The organism is Pseudomonas sp. JV414 (assembly GCF_032424305.1).
Taxonomy (GTDB): domain Bacteria; phylum Pseudomonadota; class Gammaproteobacteria; order Pseudomonadales; family Pseudomonadaceae; genus Aquipseudomonas; species Aquipseudomonas lini.
Map to the genome: position 1 here is coordinate 32,089 of NZ_VYKC01000001.1, position 17,949 is coordinate 50,037.

A 17,949-nucleotide genomic window follows, 5' to 3' on the forward strand; every position below is an offset into this window, starting at 1 on the left:
TTACCTATCAATGGGTTGCGAGCTGCGCAATTGGCGCTTAGGCCATTCCTGGGGCGTTCTGGAGTTTCTTTCCATCTCTCCCCAGTCACCGCTAGAGTTCAACCAGCGCGCATAAGTCGAGAGCAGCATCTGGACGCTGTGTCCAAGCTGTTGGGCAATAAAGGCGGGATTCATGCCAGACATTGTGCATATTGTCGCATAAGTGTGACGGCAGTTGTACGGTGGGCGATAACGTGTCGCACGCTTCTTCGAGGTTCGGCCCCGGTTTGTGCATAACCGGGGTCTGTCTGATGGGTTGGCTCATCCAGAGGGTGGGCAAACGTAGGGGAGCTCCTTGTGGCACCTCAATGTTATTTTTGTTCAGCGTTGTGTTCGGGACACTTGGCGTGGCTCTGGGTAAAGTCAGCACCGCTTGCCCGGCCTCGTGTGTTTCAGATGGATTACTGAATGGCCAGCACTTGGTCAGGGTGGGCACCCATTCAGACTCATCTCTCCATGCCATGCGTGACAGCAGAAGGTGGGAAGGGGTCTATTCTTCTTCGTCAGGGGCCGGGTTTCCGGGCGCGCTGGCGTTTCGTTGTCATCACCGCTGACCATCACCTGATAGCGGCTCGCAGATATTCCCCTGACCCAAGGCGCACCCTTTACCCCCAGCCCCCGCTGTGAGTGGATTAATGGGTTACGCTGGAAAGCAGGCAACGTGAGAACGCAAACAGTCTCTCATCATGGATGGGATCAAAATGAAACTGATTTTGGTGATGCTCGTTGTTGGTCTGTTGGCTTGGAAGCTTTCCCCTGAACTACAGTCCTGGGCTGCAGTTCAACTATCGAATCCCAAAGAAGTCTCTAAAGAAGTCTCTATCGTCGTGACTGCGCCGAAGCCTGTTTCAGCGCCATTCAAATGTGATGGGCGAAAATATTGTTCGCAGATGACCTCGTGCGCAGAGGCCAAAAACTTTCTGAAAAATTGCCCAGGAATGAAAATGGACGGCGACAACGACGCAATCCCCTGTGAGTCGCAGTGGTGCCAATGACTATTTGTCGCTCAGCGGGAAAGTCTGGCTTTGCCGCACGTTGAACGGCGTGCGACAAGCCGGCGACTGACCAGGTCGAGACTCAGAGCAAGTAGCCAGCGGCTTGTCCGAGATGGTTGTCCTGCCCTCCAGTAATGAGGTGCAGTGGAATGTGTTGTTGTTCATCGATAGATGGGATTTCGAAACTTCCCACTATTTGAAGGTGCCGCTCATTCAGTCCGGTCGACTCTTCTTCTTTTGCCTTAGCCATTCTCGCGTGGTTCGCTGCGATTTCATTGAGAGTTGACACGTTACATCTCCGGTGACTGACCAAGCGTATCGCTGGAGTCCTTAAGTGTTAATTTAATTGCCGCCGCGTCAGAATTACGTCGTTCCGGGGCTGCTACGTCCGACCGGTGCAAAGCCTACGCCAGACATGTTGCGTATTCCGCACCAGATTTTCATATGCGACGAATGGTGGCGTGGCAGGTGGCTACTATCGGGTGGGCGGTTCGCGTTACTGTGCATTCCTATGTTGGGTCGTCGGCGCTTTGGCGGTATCCGTGGACACATTTTCACAGTTGAAGGTTAACTATTAGTTACAAACTATGGCTAAAATGCCATCTTTCGACCCTGTGCCGTCCGTCGGCATAGCTCAAGAGCGCGCCATCGGGACGCAGTTTGTTCACTTCTGACGTGTGACGATTTTCGTGAAACTTATCATTGCCGCTATTTATGTCATCTCCATTGCGTATGTTCACTTGCGCGGTAAGGTGCGCCACAAATTTGGCCGTCAACTGAGCGACCACTCGACGTTTCTGGCACCGATCAATTGCTTCCTTTATCTGTTTTCGAAAACGCCCAATAAACCTTATCTCGATCCGGCAGACTTTCCCGACTTGAGCCCTTTGCAGGCTCATTGGGAAGAGATTCGCGCCGAAGGCCAGAATCTGCTCAAGGCGGGGGAGATCAAGCGTTCGAATCAGTACGACGACGTTGGTTTCAATTCGTTTTTCAAAAGTGGCTGGAAACGTTTCTATCTCAAATGGTACGGCGACAGTCACCCGTCGGCCGCAAAGCTCTGCCCGCGCACGACTGAACTGGTGCAAAGCATCGGCTCGATCAAGGCCGCGATGTTCGCCGAACTGCCGCCGGGTTCGAAACTGGTCCGTCACCGCGATCCGTATGCCGGTTCATACCGTTATCATCTGGGCCTGGAAACGCCGAACGATGCCGGTTGCTACATCAATGTCGACGGTGAGAACTACCATTGGCGCGACGGCGAAGCGGTGATGTTCGATGAGACCTTCATTCATTACGCCGAAAACACCACTGCGCAAAACCGCATCATCCTGTTCTGTGACATTGAGCGGCCGATGAAGTATCGCTGGGCGACGGCGTTCAACCGCTGGTTCAGCCGCACGGTGATGGCGGCGGCGGGTGCGCCGAACGATGCCGGCGACAAGGTCGGTGGTATCAACCGCTTGTTCGCCAAAATCTACAAGATTCGCCTGCGCGGCAAAGCGCTCAAGAAGCGTAACCGCACTCGCTACTACCTGGAGAAATGGGCGGTTTTTGCTGGGTTGCTGGCGGTTTTTGTTTTGATCTGAGTTAGGTGTTGAGGCGTATGACGCCTTCGCGAGCAAGCCCGCTCCCACATTGGTCCTGTGAACGACCCAGATCCAATGTGGGAGCGGGCTTGCTCGCGAAGAGGCCGGTATTTCCACCGCAAAACTTATGGATGTCCCAGGAGTCGCTCAGCCGCTGGACCGTTTCGTGTTTTTTTTCTCCGCAGTAGATTTGGCTTTGGTGGCCGGTTTGCTGGCCGTTTTACCGCCCCCCTTGCCACCAAGACTACGCTTGAGCAGTTCGGTCAGATCGATGACATCGGCCGTCTTGCGCTCCTCTTCACCGGTAACGGTTTCCACGGTTTCGATCTTGCCTTCATGAGCCTTCGTATCGACCAGCGCCATGATTTTGTCTTCGAAGCTGTCGCGGTACTCCTCGGGCGTCCAGTCGGCACTCATGTCCTCCACCAGCCGTTTGGCCATGTCGAGCTCACCTTTGGCCAGATCCGGCTTGGTCACTTCACTGCCCAGTTCCAGTTGAGCAAGGCTGCGCACTTCGGCGGGCCAGCGCAGTTTCACCAGCACCATGGCTGACTCCAACGGCATGAGGGCGGCCAAGTACTGGCGGGTATGCAACACAACGCGGGCCAAGGCGACCTTGTTGGTTTTGCTGAGGGTTTCGCGCAACAGCGCATAGACCTTGCCGCCGCGTTTATCCGGGGCCAGGTAGTAAGGCGTATCGATGTTTTGCAGGGGGATTTGCTCGCTGTCGACAAAGGCAAAGATGTCGATGGTTTGGGTCGACACCGGATGGGCCGAACGAATCTCCTCTTCGCTAAGCACCACGTAACGCCCCTTTTCGTACTGGACCCCTTTGACGATGTGCTCCTTGCTGATTTCCTTGCCAGTGACTTTGTTGACGCGCTTATAGCCCACCGGCTCCATGCTGCGGCTGTCGAGCCAATCGAAATCCACCCCGTGGGAAGATGTTGCCGAGACCAGCGCCACGGGGATGTGCACCAGACCGAAACTGATTGCGCCTTTCCAGATTGCCCGTGCCATCGTCGTGCTCTCGTCAGTCGATTGATGTTCAGGTGACCTATGGGCCCGAGCAAAAGTTTCAGTCGTCGGCGGCCCGGTCCTGCGGGCGGATCGGCGGTGCGGTTAACTCGTGTTACATCTTGTGGAGCAGGTTTTGGTTAACAAATCCGGACCCTGGGCGTAGCGTGGCTCTATTCATCCATGAAGCATGGCACGCTCATTTAGAGAGGTCCCCATGAACCAATGTGTGCTCGGCGTCCTCGCACTGGCATTGAGTGGCGTGCTAAGTCCTTTGGCTTTGGCAGACGCCGCATCGCCGTCCTCGCCCTTGCTGCTGGCGCAGAACCTGCCGGGCAGCACCAACAACAATCCCTACAACAGCCCGATTCGCCGGGCCAATCCCAACAGCATGCAAGGCACCCAACCCGGCATCCCGGTGATTCGCGGGCCGAACACGGTGCCTGTGCCACGACCGCCAACGCTCGATAACGGCGGTATCGGCAACCGCTATCCGCAAGATCGACAGGCACCCACCAGCCAACCGAAATTCATTCCCAATCCACCGCCCCGGGACTCGGATCGCAACTACCGTTGAACGGCAGGACAGAGATCTTGCCAGCCATTTTTGACGACAAAAGGAATCGTGCATGTTGCGTAAAACCCTCTTGGCCACTTTCTGTGCCAGCGCATTATTTACAGTCACGGCGCCCGTTTTCGCGGCGCCGACACAGGATATAAAAAGCGAGCAGGGCACCCTTGAGCTCACGCCGATCGTTAAAGGCCTGGAACATCCCTGGGCGCTGGCGTTTCTGCCCGACCGCCAAGGGATGCTGGTGACCGAACGGCCCGGCAACCTGCGGCTGGTCAGCGCCGACGGCAAACTCTCGGGTCCGCTTAATGGCGTGCCTCAGGTCTGGGCCAAGGGGCAGGGCGGATTGCTCGATGTGGCGTTGTCGCCCGATTTCAAGCAAGACCGCATGGTCTATCTGTCTTACGCCGAAGGGGGCGGTGAAGGCGGCAAGGCCGGCACGGCGGTCGGTCGTGGACGACTGTCCGAGGACCTGACGGCGATCAAGGATTTCAACGTGATCTTCCGTCAGGAGCCCAAGCTATCGGTTGGCAATCACTTCGGCTCGCGACTGGTGTTCGACCGCGACGGTTATCTGTTCATCACCTTGGGCGAGAATAACGACCGGCCCACGGCACAGGACCTCGACAAACTGCAAGGCAAGATCGTGCGGCTCTATCCGGACGGCAAGGTGCCGAAGGACAATCCCTTTGTCGGGCAAAAAGGCGTTCGCCCGGAAATCTGGTCCTACGGCCAACGCAACCCGCAAGGCGCGGCACTCAATCCCTGGAGTGGCACGCTCTGGGAAAACGAGCACGGCCCCCGAGGCGGCGATGAGATCAACATCATCGAACGCGGCAAAAATTACGGCTGGCCGATGGCAACCCACGGCATCAACTATTCCGGCCTGCCGGTCCCGGAAGCCAAGGGCGAAACCGCCGAAGGCACCGTGGGCCCGCACCATGTCTGGGAAAATTCCCCCGGCCTGAGCGGCATGGCCTTCTATGACGGTGATCGCTTCAAGGCCTGGCAACATAGCGTGTTTATCGGCGCGCTGGTGAGTCAGGAGTTGATCCGCCTGCAATTCGATGGCGACAAAATTGTTCACGAAGAGCGGTTGCTCGGTGAACTCAACAAACGGATTCGCGATGTACGGCAGGGGCCGGATGGGTATCTGTATGTACTGACTGATGAAGAGGACGGTGTGCTGTACAAGGTTGGGTTGAAGTAAGTTAAGAAATTTGAGCGACGAGAATCCTGTGGGAGCGTGGCTTGCCCGCGAAGAATACACCACGGTTTTTCAGGTACTACGCGTCATCGTTCTTCGCGGGCAAGCCACGCTCCCACAGGTTCTGTGGCTTGACTTACTGGCATTGAGGCATGCTGCCTTGCCGCAATGATGCATTCCTACCAAACCTGGATCAGACTTCTTGAGCCGCGCTGACGGATGTTTTCCACTCCTGAAGCCCCCGCACCACCAGATACAACAACGGCCCCACCGACACAAAAATCGCCGTCACCAACAGATAGGGAACCACCGACAACCCCGACTGCCCGCGCTTGCGCGCATCCTGGTACATCCAGATACCCGCAAGCGTCGCCAACAGGTACAAATCGATCACCACCTGCGCGGTATCGGGCCGTGACATCAGGCTGATGCCGAAGTCGAGCAACGACTGCTCGGCCTGCAGCATCACCGAAACGGTGTAGCCGGCGAAGGCGATCAGGGCAATGAGGGGCAGGGCGACAGACTTCATGGTTTCCTTCCTTGGGACAATGAGCAGAATCGCCAGCCTACAGCGGCCCTTGAAAATTGGCCATTGACTTGCCATCAGCGTCCGGCTAATTTCCAGCCATGACTTCCACCGTATTGCGCTGCCAGCCAAGCATTATTACCGCCATTCCTTATTTGGCGGGCTAGCTCACGACTGCAGCACCCAACCCGCCCTAGAGGCGGGTTTTTACTTTCTGTCTCCTGGGTTTTGAGCTTACCGGGCGCCCGCAGCTCCTACGCCGACCGCGTAAACCCGGATACCAAGGAGACGACCATGAACAGCACCCCCGCCCAGCAGAGCTTGCTTGAGCACTACGTGAAAAAGATTCTTGCCGCGCCGGTTTACGAACTCGCTGTGCGCACGCCGTTGCAAGCGGCACCGGCCTTGTCCGAGGCGTTGGGCAATCAGGTCCTGCTCAAGCGCGAAGACTTGCAACCGACGTTTTCCTTCAAGATCCGCGGCGCCTACAACAAACTGGTGCACCTGAGCGATGAACAGAAGGCTCGTGGCGTGATCACGGCTTCGGCGGGCAATCATGCCCAAGGCGTAGCGTTGGCGGCCCGCGAACTCGGGATCGCCGCAACCATCGTAATGCCCTGCACGACACCGGAACTGAAGGTGCTGGGTGTCCGCAGTCGGGGAGCCGATGCGGTGTTGCACGGCGAGAGTTTTCCGTTTGCCTTGGAATATGCGCTGAACCTCGCACGGACAACCGGCCGCACCTTTGTCTCGCCCTTCGACGACCCGGACGTAATCGCGGGGCAGGGCACCGTCGCCATGGAAATCCTTCGCCAGCACCAAGGGCCGCTGGACGCGATCTTCGTTCCGGTGGGCGGTGGTGGCTTGATCGCCGGTATCGCCGCGTACGTCAAATACCTGCGCCCTGAAGTCCGCATCATCGGCGTCGAGTCGGAACATTCCGCCTGCTTGCAGGCTGCATTGCAAGCCGGCGAACGTGTCGTGCTGCCAACCGTAGGCACCTTCGCCGATGGTGTGGCCGTCGCTGAAATCGGCGCCCATGGTTTCGAGGTCTGCCGGTTTTGCGTCGATGAGGTAATGACCGTCAGCAACGACGAACTCTGCGCCGCCATCAAGAATATCTACGACGATACGCGCTCGATCACCGAACCTTCCGGCGCCTTGGCCGTGGCCGGGATCAAGCAATACGTGGCACGCACCGGCGCACGGGGGCAGACCTTGGTGGCTATCGATTCCGGAGCGAACATTAATTTCGACAGTTTGCGGCATGTGGCCGAGCGCGCCGCGTTGAGCGGCGTGTCGGCGTGAGGGCTGGTGCGGTTATTCCTGAACGGCTTTCTCGATGCGGCTCGACGCCGACCAAATCCGGTAGCGCACTTCGACGTCCTTGGGCACGTAAAGCACGATCGGCAGCTTGCTGTTGTAGCGCAGCTTGAAACCGTCACCGACCACCGGCACGAAGTCCTTTTTGCTCTTGCCATCCGGGCAGGCCATCCGCGTACTCATCGGGCCGATGACGTTTTCCAGCCGGTAATACGGGTAACCCCACCCTTCAAGGTTCTTTTCCTCAAGCATGCCGCCCAGGCGCTGACGGTTGCAGTCGACGGTCAGGGTCTTGCCGGCCAGAATCTCGATTTCATAACCCTCTTCCTGTTGTTGCGGGGCGAGGTGAATGACCTGGCGGGTAAAACCGCTCTCGGGCTTGGGATACGGCGCGACGTCTTCGAGGGTTGCGGCGTGGGCGACGGACGAAAAAACGGCAATTATCAGCCCGACGGTCCTGTTAAGCGGCAAAGCACCCATGATGCCTCCTTGCGTGTGTGTGGGGTCAGCGGATACTGAATGGATGGGCCGTATTCTCACTGCCGTCCTCACCCAATGCAAACCCGCCATCGGGGTGTTTGCAAAATGCAGGCCTTGAAACAGACCTTTCTTGCATTTTGCACGAGTCACTTTATTGCACCCGCATCAAACCCTTGATTTGCCGACGAGGCGCAGAGCGAAATCCTGGGCATGTTTTATGCTGTAGCTGTCTTGAGCTGACCGCGATCCCTGTTGAGTCAGCGCTGAAACAAGAAAACGGTCGGACGTTGGAACGATGAAACCCGCACTGACGAAAAGAACGGGCGATCTGAGCTCCGACCGACATTGATTTTTGATTGGCAATCTCACAAAGCGAGAGGGTGGCCATGTTTCTTTCTGCCTTGGAACTACGCAATATCGTTGAAAGCAGTTTTCTCCCGAAACGCTGTCAATGCACGCTGTCGCCGGACCTGTCGATGACCGTCAAGGTGTATTCGGACGTCGAGACTGACCATCTCGACCTGTGCGTCACCGGCATAGACGCCCAGCGCCTGAACGGGTGTCGGGAGATCAATAACCTGATCGCCGAGTTACGCACCGACCTTGAGCACAACAGGCATAGCCAACTGTTGCACCCGACGTCAAAAGCCCATTAACCGGCCGTTTCACCCAGTTCGACCGATACGCGCCGGGTCTGGATAAACCCCAGCCCCAGCGCCAATTCCACCAGGATCGCCAGCAAAATACCCGGCCCGGCATGACCATTGAGCCATTCGCCGAGACCCAGCGCCGCCAAACCGAAACACCCCACCATAAAGCCGCTGCACATCGCGCTTCGCGCCGCCGAGGGCGGTGCCTGCCGTACGAGATAAAACATCACTCCCAACGCGCCGAACAGCACCGCACTGCGCCTGGCGATAAAACCCGCCCCGGACGAATACTCGATACCCCAGATCGCCAGCAACCATTGCGGCATCAAACCCCAGACCAGCGCCAGCAGAAAGCAAAGCGCGGCAGTGAACGTCGACAGCGTGCGAAACGAGATCTGCATGGCGAATCCTTTCGGCAGTGAGGGAGACGCCAAAGCATAGCGTCTGAACCCTCACAGGCCTACCGCCAAGTGCCGAATCAGAATCTTCTGTCAGTTCTGATAACTGCACGCGTCAGAAAATTTTAGGTAGGTGATTTCCGCAGGCTTGCCCGAGACGCTATCGACGTATTTCATGTTGGCCGTGACCACTTTGCAGTCCAGCGTCGACGGCTCGGTCATGGAAATGACCTTGCCCACATGCAGCGGCATGCCGTAGTGATAAGGCACGGCCTGGGAGGACGTCTCGTTGGCCTGAGCGAAACCTGCGAACGCGGTGCAGGCGAGGGTGGTGGTTATCAGTAGTGTTCGCATGTTCATGATGGGGCTCCAGTGCAGGGGGAAATCCAGTTCGACTGAAGAACGTCGAACCTGCCGCACTGGGCGTCAGACGGGGCTGAGGGCGTGCGGTCCAGTAAAGCTTTGGACCGTGGGGTTAAGCGATGGTTAACCGGGTTGCATGCCGCCTGTCGTGAGGAGGTTTCTGACAGAGGTTTCATGTAGGTAAAAAAACTGAGGGAGCTTCGGCTCGATCCTACAAGCTTGGGCGCCTTGTCGTCTTTCGGCGCTTGGCTTGTAGCGATTACTGTTTGGCATCGCTGCAAAATCAGCGAACAGGTTTGGTCACCTGATAACGTCGCACATATTTGTGCCCTCATTCGCACTGCGGACTTCTACGTCTCGTCTTGCGTTGTAATGGCGGCTGTGTGCGGGACGCCTTCGGGCGAGCCGATTTGGCGTTATCGGTTGACCAAGCCTGTGCACAGCCGCCACCCATCGTTTGGTCACGGTGCTGGCGATTACTAATTATGCCGAGTAATTACTATGCCAACGATAAATCCACTCCCCGAACGCTACCGTTCAATCAAAAGCAGCATTACCGACTCAACCCCCTTGGTGATCGACACAGAAGCCAATCCCCAAGACATTCTCGAAGCCGCATTACAGCGCATCCGCGCTTCCAGCCAGTTGCTTGAAACGCTCCACTGTCAATGCTTCAAGCATGGCGATGTTCAGGACATTCCGCACATTACCCATGCACTTTATCTGCTGACTCAGGATGGTTGCGATCTGTTGACGGTTGCTCAGCAGCGGATGATGGGGTGGAAGGCGCCGGTCTGAGGTCGAGCTGTAAGGAAGGGAAGTAGCGTTACGGTTTTGAATTGACTGAAATGATCAACTCGTCCTGTTCTACTACTTTGCTGTCACCTGGTTGATGCAGGCTCAATCAGGTGACCTTTCAATAGGCTTTCCTCGCTTCATAGTTTATCTGGGAAATATGAGAGCGGCGGGTGTGTTGCTTTCCATTCTTTCGACATTTGCTTTGCTTGTTCGATTTGTTCAGGAGTTAGTTTTGCTGCAATTTCAGGCAATAATTCTTTGGCATATTTTAACAAGCCGCCACCACCATCAAGTTCAAGCAGGGTGGAAATCAAGGCGTATGATTTTACAGGCTCATAAGAAAATCCGAGTTCTGAAGGGTTCTTAGATAGATACGAACCATATCCGAAAACAGCACTTGCGTATCCAGATTTGGCAGCCTTTTCGTACCAGAATCTGAGTGTTTCAAGATCGTTTTTTTTCGCAAGTGTCTCTACATACGCCATCATACCTGGAGGGTAGCCACCTTCAGCAGATGCTTTCATTAGGCGCTGAACTACATCTGCTCTGCTTGATGGAAGCAGGAAAAATCCCTTTCCATCACGGTACCCAGTTGCCAGGTAATACTGGGCGAAGGCGTACCCCTTCTCGGCCGATTGCTCAAGCCATTTGTCGTCACCAGTTAGGCGAAACATCAGGTACATGGCCTCGGCGTTTCCTTTGGTCGCTTCTTTTCCAGCGGCATCTAAGGCCATTTTCCTCCATTCAGTTGGTTCTTTTCGACCTTCGGGACAGTTTTTCATAACAACGCAAAGATCGTTGTTATTTTCGGAAAGCCGGATCATTGAATATATATCGCCTTGAAGTGCAGAAGCTTCATAAGCGCTCTGTGCCTCAGGTGTAATATACCTTTTCTTTTTTCGCAGCGCTTCGCCCAGATAATACTGGGCTTCATGATCCCCTGCTTGGGCTGCTAATTCCAGGAATGGCACTGCCGAGGCAGCTTTGAATTGATTATAAAGTGTGATGCCTTGCGCTTTGGCTGAATTCAAGTCCGAAGTAAACTGAGCGTAAACCTCGGAAGATATTCCGATCGCAAAAAGGGCTACGAAAAAATACACTCTCATTTGTTAACTCATAGCTTGTCGGGGAAGAAGGATAGTGGTGGGTGAGATTCTTTCCACTCCTTAGAGAGTATTTTTGCTTTCTCTATTTGAGCGGGAGTCATCTTGGCGGAAATATCAGGAAGTACATAGTTCACATAGTCGGGCATTCCGCCGCCACCATCTAACTCAAGCAGAAGGTGAAGTAATGCATAGGACTTGATCGGGTCGTAGGTGTATCCAAACTCAGATGATTCTTTTCCTAAGTTTGATGCATATCCAAAAATTGCAGTCGCGTATCCAGTTTCTGCCGCTTTTTTGTTCCAGAGTCTAAACCCTTGCATGTCTTTCTTTTCCGCTAGGATTGCTCCGTATTCCAACATGCCTTGAGGGTAACCTCCTTCTGCGGAAGATTTCATTAAGCGTTCAACAACCTCTTCCCGATTCGATGGTAGTAGAAAAAAGCCCCGCCCTTCACGATAGCTTACCCCTAAAAAGTATTGCGCAAATGCGTACCCGTTTTCGGCGGATTTTTCCAGCCATTTATCATCGCCGGTAACTATAAACATTAGGTACATGGCTTCTGCGTTTCCTTTCGCAGCTTCTACGCTAGCAGCATCTAAAGCCATTTTTCCCCAATCGCCTGGCTCCTTTCGACCTTTTGGACAGTTGGTCATCTCTACGCAGAGATCATTCTTCTCTCCTGCAAGCCTTATCATCGAGTATATGTCGCCTTGGAGGGCCGATGCTTCATAAGCGCTCTGCGCTTCAGAGGTCATATATTTTTTGTTTTTTCGAATGGCTTCGCCTAGATAATATTGTGCTTCGTGATCATCTACCTGGGCTGCTAACTCAAGGAATGGCACTGCCGAAATCGTTTTGAATTGATTGTAAAGCGTAATGCCCTGTATTTTGGCAGATTGCGGGTTGAAAGAAACCATCGCTTCTACTGATTTGGGTTTTTCCGTCAGTAGCGGCTTTTGTGGTTTGATCGTCTGTTGCTGAATAGTAAGTTGCCCAGCGCCGACTTGTGAGAAAGTACCGATTGCAAGGCAAGCGACAAATAGAGAGATTTTCATGACATTATTTTTATAGTTTGTCAGGGAAGAACGACAGCGGAGGGCGGGTTGCTTTCCATTCGGTCAGAGTTTTTTTCGATTTCTCGATCTGCTCATCTGTCATTTTAGCAGCGATTTCAGGAAGTTCGTCTTTTGCAAACTCTTGCATGCCGCCTCCACAAAGTGTAATGCCTTGCCTTTTAGCTTGCTGCAGATCTGTGAAAGTCTGTGCATGTGCTCCCACTGAAATTATCAAAATAATAGCAATGGCTAATGTTCGTTTCATGGATTAGCGGCTTAGTTTGAAAGGGAAAAATGAAAGAGCGGGGTGAGTTTTTTTCCAGTTGGCCGCAAAAGTATCTGCCTCGTCTAATTGAGCTTTATTTATTTTTTCTCTGATTTTCGATATGACATATTCTGCATCTTCTTTAGCGCCGCCGCCGCCATCAAGTTCCAGAAAAAGCGAAAGCAAGGCATACGACTTCACAAAATCTACCGGGAATCCGAAATCGGAGTTTTTTCCTGATAAATAGTAGCCGTAGTTAAAAATGGCCTCCACATATCCTGTGGCAGCAGCCCGTTCGGTCCAGTTTCTGGCGCCTTCAAGGTCTTTTTTTTCGAATAGGGCTGTTGCCAGTCCAGTCATTCCCCTAGGGTAACCACCTTCCGCAGATGCTTTCATCCAGCGTTCAACTGCATCTGCCCGACTTGAAGGCAATAGAAAAAATCCTCCTCCTTCACGATAATCGGTTGCCAATAAATATTGCGATAGTGCGAAACCATTTTCCGCTGATTGTTCAAGCCACTTTTTATCACCGGTAATCTCGTACATCAAATACATCGACTCTGCGTTGCCCTGTGCAGCTTCTTCAGTTGCCAATGATTTTGCGCTTGTCAGCCATTCCACAGGGGTTTTTTGGCTTTTTGGGCAGTTATTCATAGTTGCACAAAGATCACCTCCCATTTGGCCAAGTCTAATCATTGAGTAAATATTACCTTGCTCAGCAGAAGCCTCGTAGGCTTCTTTGGCTGCTGCATCGATATATCGTTTGTTTTTTCGTATTGCTTCGCCTAGATAGTATTGAGCTTCGCTGTCGCCGGCTGTGGCGGCGATTTGTAGGTAGGGAAGTGCGGAAGCCCCCTTGAGCTGATTGTAAAGCTCAGTGCCTTGACTCTTAGCAGACTGCTGCTCGCTCGTAAGCTGCGCGCAAACTGGTAAGGATATTCCTGCTAAGAGAAAGGCTATAAAGCAAAATGTTCTTGCTGATCGCTGCTTCATAGTTTATCTGGGAAATATGAGAGCGGCGGGTGTGTTGCTTTCCATTCTTTCGACATTTGCTTTGCTTGTTCGATTTGTTCAGGAGTTAGTTTTGCTGCAATTTCAGGGAGTATGTCGTTTGCGTAATCTTGCATGCCGCCACCACCGTCAAGTTCAAGCAGCATAAAAATCAACGCATATGACTTTACCGGATCATAAGGGAATCCGAACTCTGATGGGTTTTTAGATAAATATGAACCATATCCGAATACAGCACTTGCGTATCCAGCTTTGGCTGCCTTTTCGTTCCAGAACCTGAGTTCTTCAAAATCTTTTTTGTGCGCAAGAGCCTCTACATATCCCATCATGCCTAAGGGGTAGCCGCCTTCAGCAGATGATTTCATTAAGCGCTCAACGACTTCTGCTCTGCTTGATGGAAGCAGGAAAAATCCCTTTCCATCACGGTACCCAGTTGCAAGGTAATATTGTGCGAAGGCGTACCCTTTCTCGGCCGATTGCTCTAGCCATTTGTCGTCACCAGTTAGGCGAAACATCAGGTACATGGCCTCGGCGTTTCCTTTGGCTGCTTCTTTTTCAGCAGCATCTAAGGCCATTTTTCTCCATTCAGTTGGTTCTTTTCGACCTTCGGGACAGTTCTTCATAACAACGCAAAGATCGTTCTTGTTTCCAGAAAGTCTGATCATTGAATATATATCGCCTTGAAGTGCAGATGCTTCATAAGCGCTCTGTGCCTCAGGCGTGATGTATCTTTTGACTTTTCGCAACGCTTCGCCAAGATAATATTGTGCCTCATGATCTCCCGCTTCTGCGGCGACTTTTAGATGAGGGATCGCAGACATGGTCTTGAACTGGTTGTAAAGAATAATTCCTTTTTCTTTTTCTTCGAGTTGCTGCTGTGAAGGTGCGGCTAGCGCATTAGAACTAATGAAGAATGAGAATAATATTGTGTATAAAAATGACTTTAAATAAATCATGCTTGGTTTCTCGAGATTTATGAGCCGATGTATTTTATGGTGCTAATGGGGGTGTAGCTATTTTCATGAAGGTCGAGTTTACATAGGTCATCTAGGCGTTGACCCAGTTTTTTGCTCTCTCTCATATAAATCGCTCGAATCTGGTCGCTATCTTGTCTAGAGTATTTCAATACGGGGTCTTGCATAAAGTTGTCTAGTTTATGTTTGTTTTCGCAGTACGCTTGCCCTGGGCTTTCTGAGAGCTCGCCAAATTTATTCATGCTTTTGCATGCATCTTCAAACTGTTGCTGGGCCTCGATTAATGTGCCAGAAGCATTAGAGTTTTTTCCTATCCAGTTCACTATCTTGCTTATTGCTTGTTGTTGTAGTAGATATGCCTCGTCTCTTTTGTATTCGTGCTTCTCATCACTTGGATCGCCTTCCCCCGCCTTGATCGAAGTTACGGCAAATGCTTTCGGCTCAGATGTCAACGTCATGAATATAGGACCTAAAGCTGCGGGCGTCGCTTGAACGAACCATTTTTCCAATTCCTCTGGGTTGTGATATTCAATAATTGTATGAGCAATAGGTCCTCCCTTTCCGCTACTGGTCATTGCTTCATAGAGGTTCATGATGACGTTAATCCCCATCATATAAACCATTGCAACATCCAACCCAACTGCGCCGAGTACGTTCAGCGCAGAAGCTTGCTCTGCGGCCTCCGGAGTAATCCAACTAATAGAAGCCCCCTTGGCCTTATACAACTCACGCCGATAAATATTGATGAGTTCTACAACCGCCTCGTAACCCACCTCAAACTTGAAACTACCATTCACACCCGGCCCAAGGACAACAGCTGCTTTAAGATTGAGGATGAATTTGCCTTTATCTACTGATATTTGAGCGTTGCCTTGCAATCCCGCGCCGTAGGCGGCACCTAACGACCCACTAAGGTTGGCAAGCGTTAGCCATTGGCTAGCGCTTGTAGCCTCCTTGCTGTTGTTGATTCCTGTTGCGGGTCCTGCACGCAACGCAGCCAATGCTTTAGGCGGAGCCCAATTCAAAGCCCCTGTCAGTTCGATTCCTGCTTGAACGCCGGCGAACAGATTGAAGTTGGCCTTCATGCCATTTTCAATTTGTACGTTGGCGGCCTTGCCGGACATGACTTGGCCAGTTGATTTGGTGTCAACAGCCGTCAGAGCCTTGGATTTGTGTTCAAGGTCTGGGGTAGGGCTGGTATCACCATTGTCGGCTTTGGTTTTGATCGTTTCTTCGTGGGTCTTCCGCTCAGCCTTTGCTTCGGCATCTTCGCGCTGTGCCGGTTTGACAGGGCTGAGTGTCGCGCCATATTTGGCGTTGCCGTTTATAGGTGACAGCTCAATACTGCCGGCGAGCATGAGCGACGCACCGGCGTATCCCCACGCACGGGCACCGAAATGGAAGGACATACGGCCGAGGTTCAAGGTCTGAAGTTGAGGATTACCTTCGAGATAGTAATCGACCGTCACATCCTTGGCTTTTTCGCGAGTCGGCATGTCGATTTTAAGCAGTTCCACTTCACCTCGAGCCAAGTCAAAGCTCAGTGACGCACTGGCCGACGTCTTGAAGCCTTCAGCGGCAGAGAAGGAGGGACCTTCCAGCTTCACTTCGCCATGCAGTTTTTTCTGCGGCGGCGCAAGGCAGCGGACAAATTGCGCCTGCTGGCTCTTGTCGAAAAGCCTCACTTCACCACGAACACTCTTTTTGAATACGACCTGTTTAAGGTGCTCGCCCCATTCTTTTCGCGCACCGGCATCCTCAAGCTGAGTCACTTTATAGCCGTTGGTTTGCAAGAAGCTGTAAAACTTGTCGATATTGAACCAACCATTGGTATCAAACCAGTCACCGGCTTGATCTCCAATTTTTAGTGCGCCCTGGCTTGCCAGCCACTGGCCAAATACCTTCTGCGCGCTGTTTTTACTTGCACCACCGTTACCGTTCTTTGGGATGCCTTCAAGAATTTTTTTCGCGCTCTTGCCGACCTTTTTCAGGTCTTCCTCAAGAAGCTTTGGCGCACCCTTGAGGTTGAGCAAACTGAACCACTTCAACGGCGTGCCGCTAGCTGCCAGTGTGCTGACTTCCCTTAGCGGAAAGCCATCCTTGACAAGCCGATCAACCGGCTGAGGCTCAAACTGTTCAGGCTCCCATAACAAGTGACGTCGAATAGGGTCAGCGGCGACTTTTTGTTGAGCCTTTTCGTGTAAGCCCTGTTTTACAACTTGCAAACGGTCCCATTCGGCACGTTCGGCTTCGACCAGTCCGGCAGGGGCCTGGGCATTTTGACCCGTCGCTTCGATCCAGTTTTTGTACTTTTCGCGCAAGCGGTTATTGATTTCCGATTGCTGTTTTTCCGTATCGAGATATAACTTGAACTGCTCGATACCTGTAGTGATGTCATCGCCACTGATCAGTGCGTACTCAGGTAAGGCGATCCCGTATTCCGCTACTTTGATAATCGCGTCGGTGTATTCGTGATAGGCAAACGACTTGGCTTCGCCATGCTTCCACGCCAGGTAGGCGTATGTATCACCTTCGCAGGTGTATAAACACTTCTGCAGTTCATCACGCTTTTTCTTGTCTGTTTCAAGGAGCTTGGCGACATCTTCCTGAGCCTGTGGCTTGATGCCACCCTCACTGATCAGCGCCTTGCGTTTCTCCAGGTAATTTTGGACGCGAGCGCGAGCCTCGATTGCCCCGGCAGCGAACAACGTACCGTTCTCGTACGTATGACCCTTCTTTTCGGCGGCGGCAATAGCTATTTTTTTTAGCGCCAACCACTCGCTGCGTAACTTACGTAGCTCGCTGTAATCATCCTGGATACGGTTCTGAGTATCGATATCCGACTGAAGCTGATCTATACGTGAGCGCTGAGGATCGGTTTTCGGCGTTTCGGCCTTTGGTGCGTCCTTTTCTTTTGCGCGTTTTACTTCTTGTCGGCTGCGAAGGACCATTCCTGGGTCCATTTCGATATTCGGTTCCTGAGCTTCAATTTCCTCCATTCTCTGGCGCTGTTCGCCTTCGAGAAAATTACTCAGTTTTGGCTCAAGGAAGTAATTCAGTAATCCGCTGTCATCTAATCCCTTGAGGCGCTCATCACGGGATTTACTCGGGGCAATTTGATTCTCCAGAGCGTGCATCGCCTCCTTCATCGAGGAGGCGGCGCGCTCGGGCAGTAACCAAAACTCTTCTTCATCGGTTGCATAGATTGCGGTGCCGTACGTGTTCGAACAAGGCTTGGGCTGATCCTTGAAGCTGGGGGCGCACGTTTCTGTAAAGTCTTTTTTCGGCCCCAAGTCAATGGGCTTAGGGCCAGGCGCACTTGCACTTTCGGCCGCTGGAGCAGGTTGGGAAGCTGCCGTTGAAGGGGCAGCTGGTTTTGCAACCGCTTCAGCCTGAGCACTCTTGGGAACACTAAGATTCCAACCCGGCTTGATGGCATTCGGGTCAGTAATAAAGGGATTCATCTGGCGCAGTTGCGCAACATCGGTATTGTAGCGAGTGGCAATCTGGCCGAGCGTTTCACCAGGATTGACTGAATGATTGGTAATTTCCATGGTGCTTCCGTTCTGTTGTTGCGTCGGG

At 52.8% G+C, this 17,949-nt stretch carries 18 protein-coding genes and 2 pseudogenes; 7 read left to right on the plus strand and 13 right to left on the minus strand.

What is annotated here, in order from left to right:
- Positions 1 to 333: pseudogene (locus F6R97_RS00165) on the minus strand (hypothetical protein); the annotation flags it as partial.
- A 407-nt stretch (positions 334 to 740) separates the two neighbouring features.
- Here F6R97_RS00165 and F6R97_RS00170 point away from each other — a divergent pair.
- Positions 741 to 1,034, plus strand: coding sequence for an excalibur calcium-binding domain-containing protein (locus F6R97_RS00170; protein WP_038983425.1), 294 nt, complete (start codon positions 741 to 743; stop codon positions 1,032 to 1,034).
- Between the two features lie 82 nt (positions 1,035 to 1,116).
- Here the strand turns inward: F6R97_RS00170 and F6R97_RS00175 are convergent, their stop codons facing one another.
- Positions 1,117 to 1,323: a hypothetical protein gene (locus F6R97_RS00175; protein ID WP_032836318.1), complete on the minus strand. Its 207-nt coding sequence runs from the start codon at positions 1,321 to 1,323 to the stop codon at positions 1,117 to 1,119.
- Positions 1,324 to 1,723: 400 nt separating this feature from the next.
- On the opposite strand from F6R97_RS00175, the gene lpxO reads away from it, so the two are divergent.
- Entirely contained in the window at positions 1,724 to 2,623 is a 900-nt protein-coding gene (lpxO, locus tag F6R97_RS00180; RefSeq protein WP_315865793.1) for a lipid A hydroxylase LpxO, read from the plus strand.
- A gap of 147 nt (positions 2,624 to 2,770) precedes the next feature.
- On the opposite strand, the gene F6R97_RS00185 is transcribed toward lpxO, so the two are convergent.
- Positions 2,771 to 3,643 carry a Ku protein gene (locus F6R97_RS00185; protein ID WP_038983424.1) on the minus strand — a complete coding sequence of 291 codons (873 nt, stop codon included), beginning with the start codon at positions 3,641 to 3,643 and terminating at the stop codon, positions 2,771 to 2,773.
- A 214-nt stretch (positions 3,644 to 3,857) separates the two neighbouring features.
- On the opposite strand from F6R97_RS00185, the gene F6R97_RS00190 reads away from it, so the two are divergent.
- Both F6R97_RS00190 and F6R97_RS00195 read left to right on the plus strand, forming a co-directional pair.
- Entirely contained in the window at positions 3,858 to 4,217 is a 360-nt protein-coding gene (locus tag F6R97_RS00190) for a hypothetical protein (RefSeq protein ID WP_038983423.1), read from the plus strand.
- A gap of 52 nt (positions 4,218 to 4,269) precedes the next feature.
- Positions 4,270 to 5,421: a PQQ-dependent sugar dehydrogenase gene (locus F6R97_RS00195; protein WP_038983421.1), complete on the plus strand. Its 1,152-nt coding sequence runs from the start codon at positions 4,270 to 4,272 to the stop codon at positions 5,419 to 5,421.
- A gap of 190 nt (positions 5,422 to 5,611) precedes the next feature.
- On the opposite strand, the gene F6R97_RS00200 is transcribed toward F6R97_RS00195, so the two are convergent.
- Positions 5,612 to 5,947 (minus strand): DUF2834 domain-containing protein, encoded by a 336-nt coding sequence (locus F6R97_RS00200; RefSeq protein ID WP_050683398.1) that lies wholly within the window; start codon positions 5,945 to 5,947, stop codon positions 5,612 to 5,614.
- Positions 5,948 to 6,238: 291 nt separating this feature from the next.
- Here F6R97_RS00200 and ilvA point away from each other — a divergent pair.
- Positions 6,239 to 7,234: pseudogene (gene ilvA / locus F6R97_RS00205) on the plus strand (threonine ammonia-lyase, biosynthetic); the annotation flags it as partial.
- Positions 7,235 to 7,264: 30 nt separating this feature from the next.
- Here the strand turns inward: ilvA and eco are convergent.
- The gene (gene eco, locus F6R97_RS00210; protein WP_048393541.1) at positions 7,265 to 7,747 is read right to left on the minus strand and encodes a serine protease inhibitor ecotin; all 483 of its coding nucleotides are present in this window, start codon (positions 7,745 to 7,747) and stop codon (positions 7,265 to 7,267) included.
- A gap of 386 nt (positions 7,748 to 8,133) precedes the next feature.
- Between eco and F6R97_RS00215 the strand changes: the two genes are divergently transcribed.
- Positions 8,134 to 8,403 (plus strand): DUF1652 domain-containing protein, encoded by a 270-nt coding sequence (locus F6R97_RS00215; RefSeq protein WP_048393539.1) that lies wholly within the window; start codon positions 8,134 to 8,136, stop codon positions 8,401 to 8,403.
- Here the strand turns inward: F6R97_RS00215 and F6R97_RS00220 are convergent.
- Positions 8,400 to 8,798, minus strand: coding sequence for a hypothetical protein (locus tag F6R97_RS00220; protein ID WP_048393537.1), 399 nt, complete (start codon positions 8,796 to 8,798; stop codon positions 8,400 to 8,402). The genes F6R97_RS00215 and F6R97_RS00220 overlap by 4 nt on opposite strands.
- A gap of 90 nt (positions 8,799 to 8,888) precedes the next feature.
- Positions 8,889 to 9,155, minus strand: coding sequence for a DUF2790 domain-containing protein (locus tag F6R97_RS00225; RefSeq protein ID WP_048393535.1), 267 nt, complete (start codon positions 9,153 to 9,155; stop codon positions 8,889 to 8,891).
- A 504-nt stretch (positions 9,156 to 9,659) separates the two neighbouring features.
- Between F6R97_RS00225 and F6R97_RS00230 the strand changes: the two genes are divergently transcribed.
- Entirely contained in the window at positions 9,660 to 9,956 is a 297-nt protein-coding gene (locus F6R97_RS00230; RefSeq protein WP_038983411.1) for a hypothetical protein, read from the plus strand.
- A 137-nt stretch (positions 9,957 to 10,093) separates the two neighbouring features.
- On the opposite strand, the gene F6R97_RS00235 is transcribed toward F6R97_RS00230, so the two are convergent.
- From F6R97_RS00235 to F6R97_RS00260, 6 genes are read right to left on the minus strand one after another with little or no spacing between them, the layout of a single operon-like run.
- Positions 10,094 to 11,062, minus strand: a complete 969-nt coding sequence (locus F6R97_RS00235) for a tetratricopeptide repeat protein (protein ID WP_038983410.1) — start codon at positions 11,060 to 11,062, stop codon at positions 10,094 to 10,096.
- Between the two features lie 8 nt (positions 11,063 to 11,070).
- Positions 11,071 to 12,117, minus strand: coding sequence for a tetratricopeptide repeat protein (locus tag F6R97_RS00240; RefSeq protein ID WP_088500319.1), 1,047 nt, complete (start codon positions 12,115 to 12,117; stop codon positions 11,071 to 11,073).
- Positions 12,118 to 12,127: 10 nt separating this feature from the next.
- Positions 12,128 to 12,382 carry a hypothetical protein gene (locus F6R97_RS00245; protein ID WP_231669778.1) on the minus strand — a complete coding sequence of 85 codons (255 nt, stop codon included), beginning with the start codon at positions 12,380 to 12,382 and terminating at the stop codon, positions 12,128 to 12,130.
- Between the two features lie 3 nt (positions 12,383 to 12,385).
- The gene (locus F6R97_RS00250) at positions 12,386 to 13,375 is read right to left on the minus strand and encodes a tetratricopeptide repeat protein (protein ID WP_053078274.1); all 990 of its coding nucleotides are present in this window, start codon (positions 13,373 to 13,375) and stop codon (positions 12,386 to 12,388) included.
- Positions 13,372 to 14,349, minus strand: a complete 978-nt coding sequence (locus tag F6R97_RS00255; RefSeq protein ID WP_038983409.1) for a tetratricopeptide repeat protein — start codon at positions 14,347 to 14,349, stop codon at positions 13,372 to 13,374. The genes F6R97_RS00250 and F6R97_RS00255 overlap by 4 nt, the downstream gene beginning before the upstream one ends.
- Positions 14,350 to 14,366: 17 nt before the next feature.
- On the minus strand, positions 14,367 to 17,921 hold the full coding sequence (locus tag F6R97_RS00260; RefSeq protein ID WP_315865795.1) for a LysM domain-containing protein: 3,555 nt from the start codon (positions 17,919 to 17,921) through the stop codon (positions 14,367 to 14,369).
- Between the last annotated feature and the right edge of the window lie 28 nt (positions 17,922 to 17,949).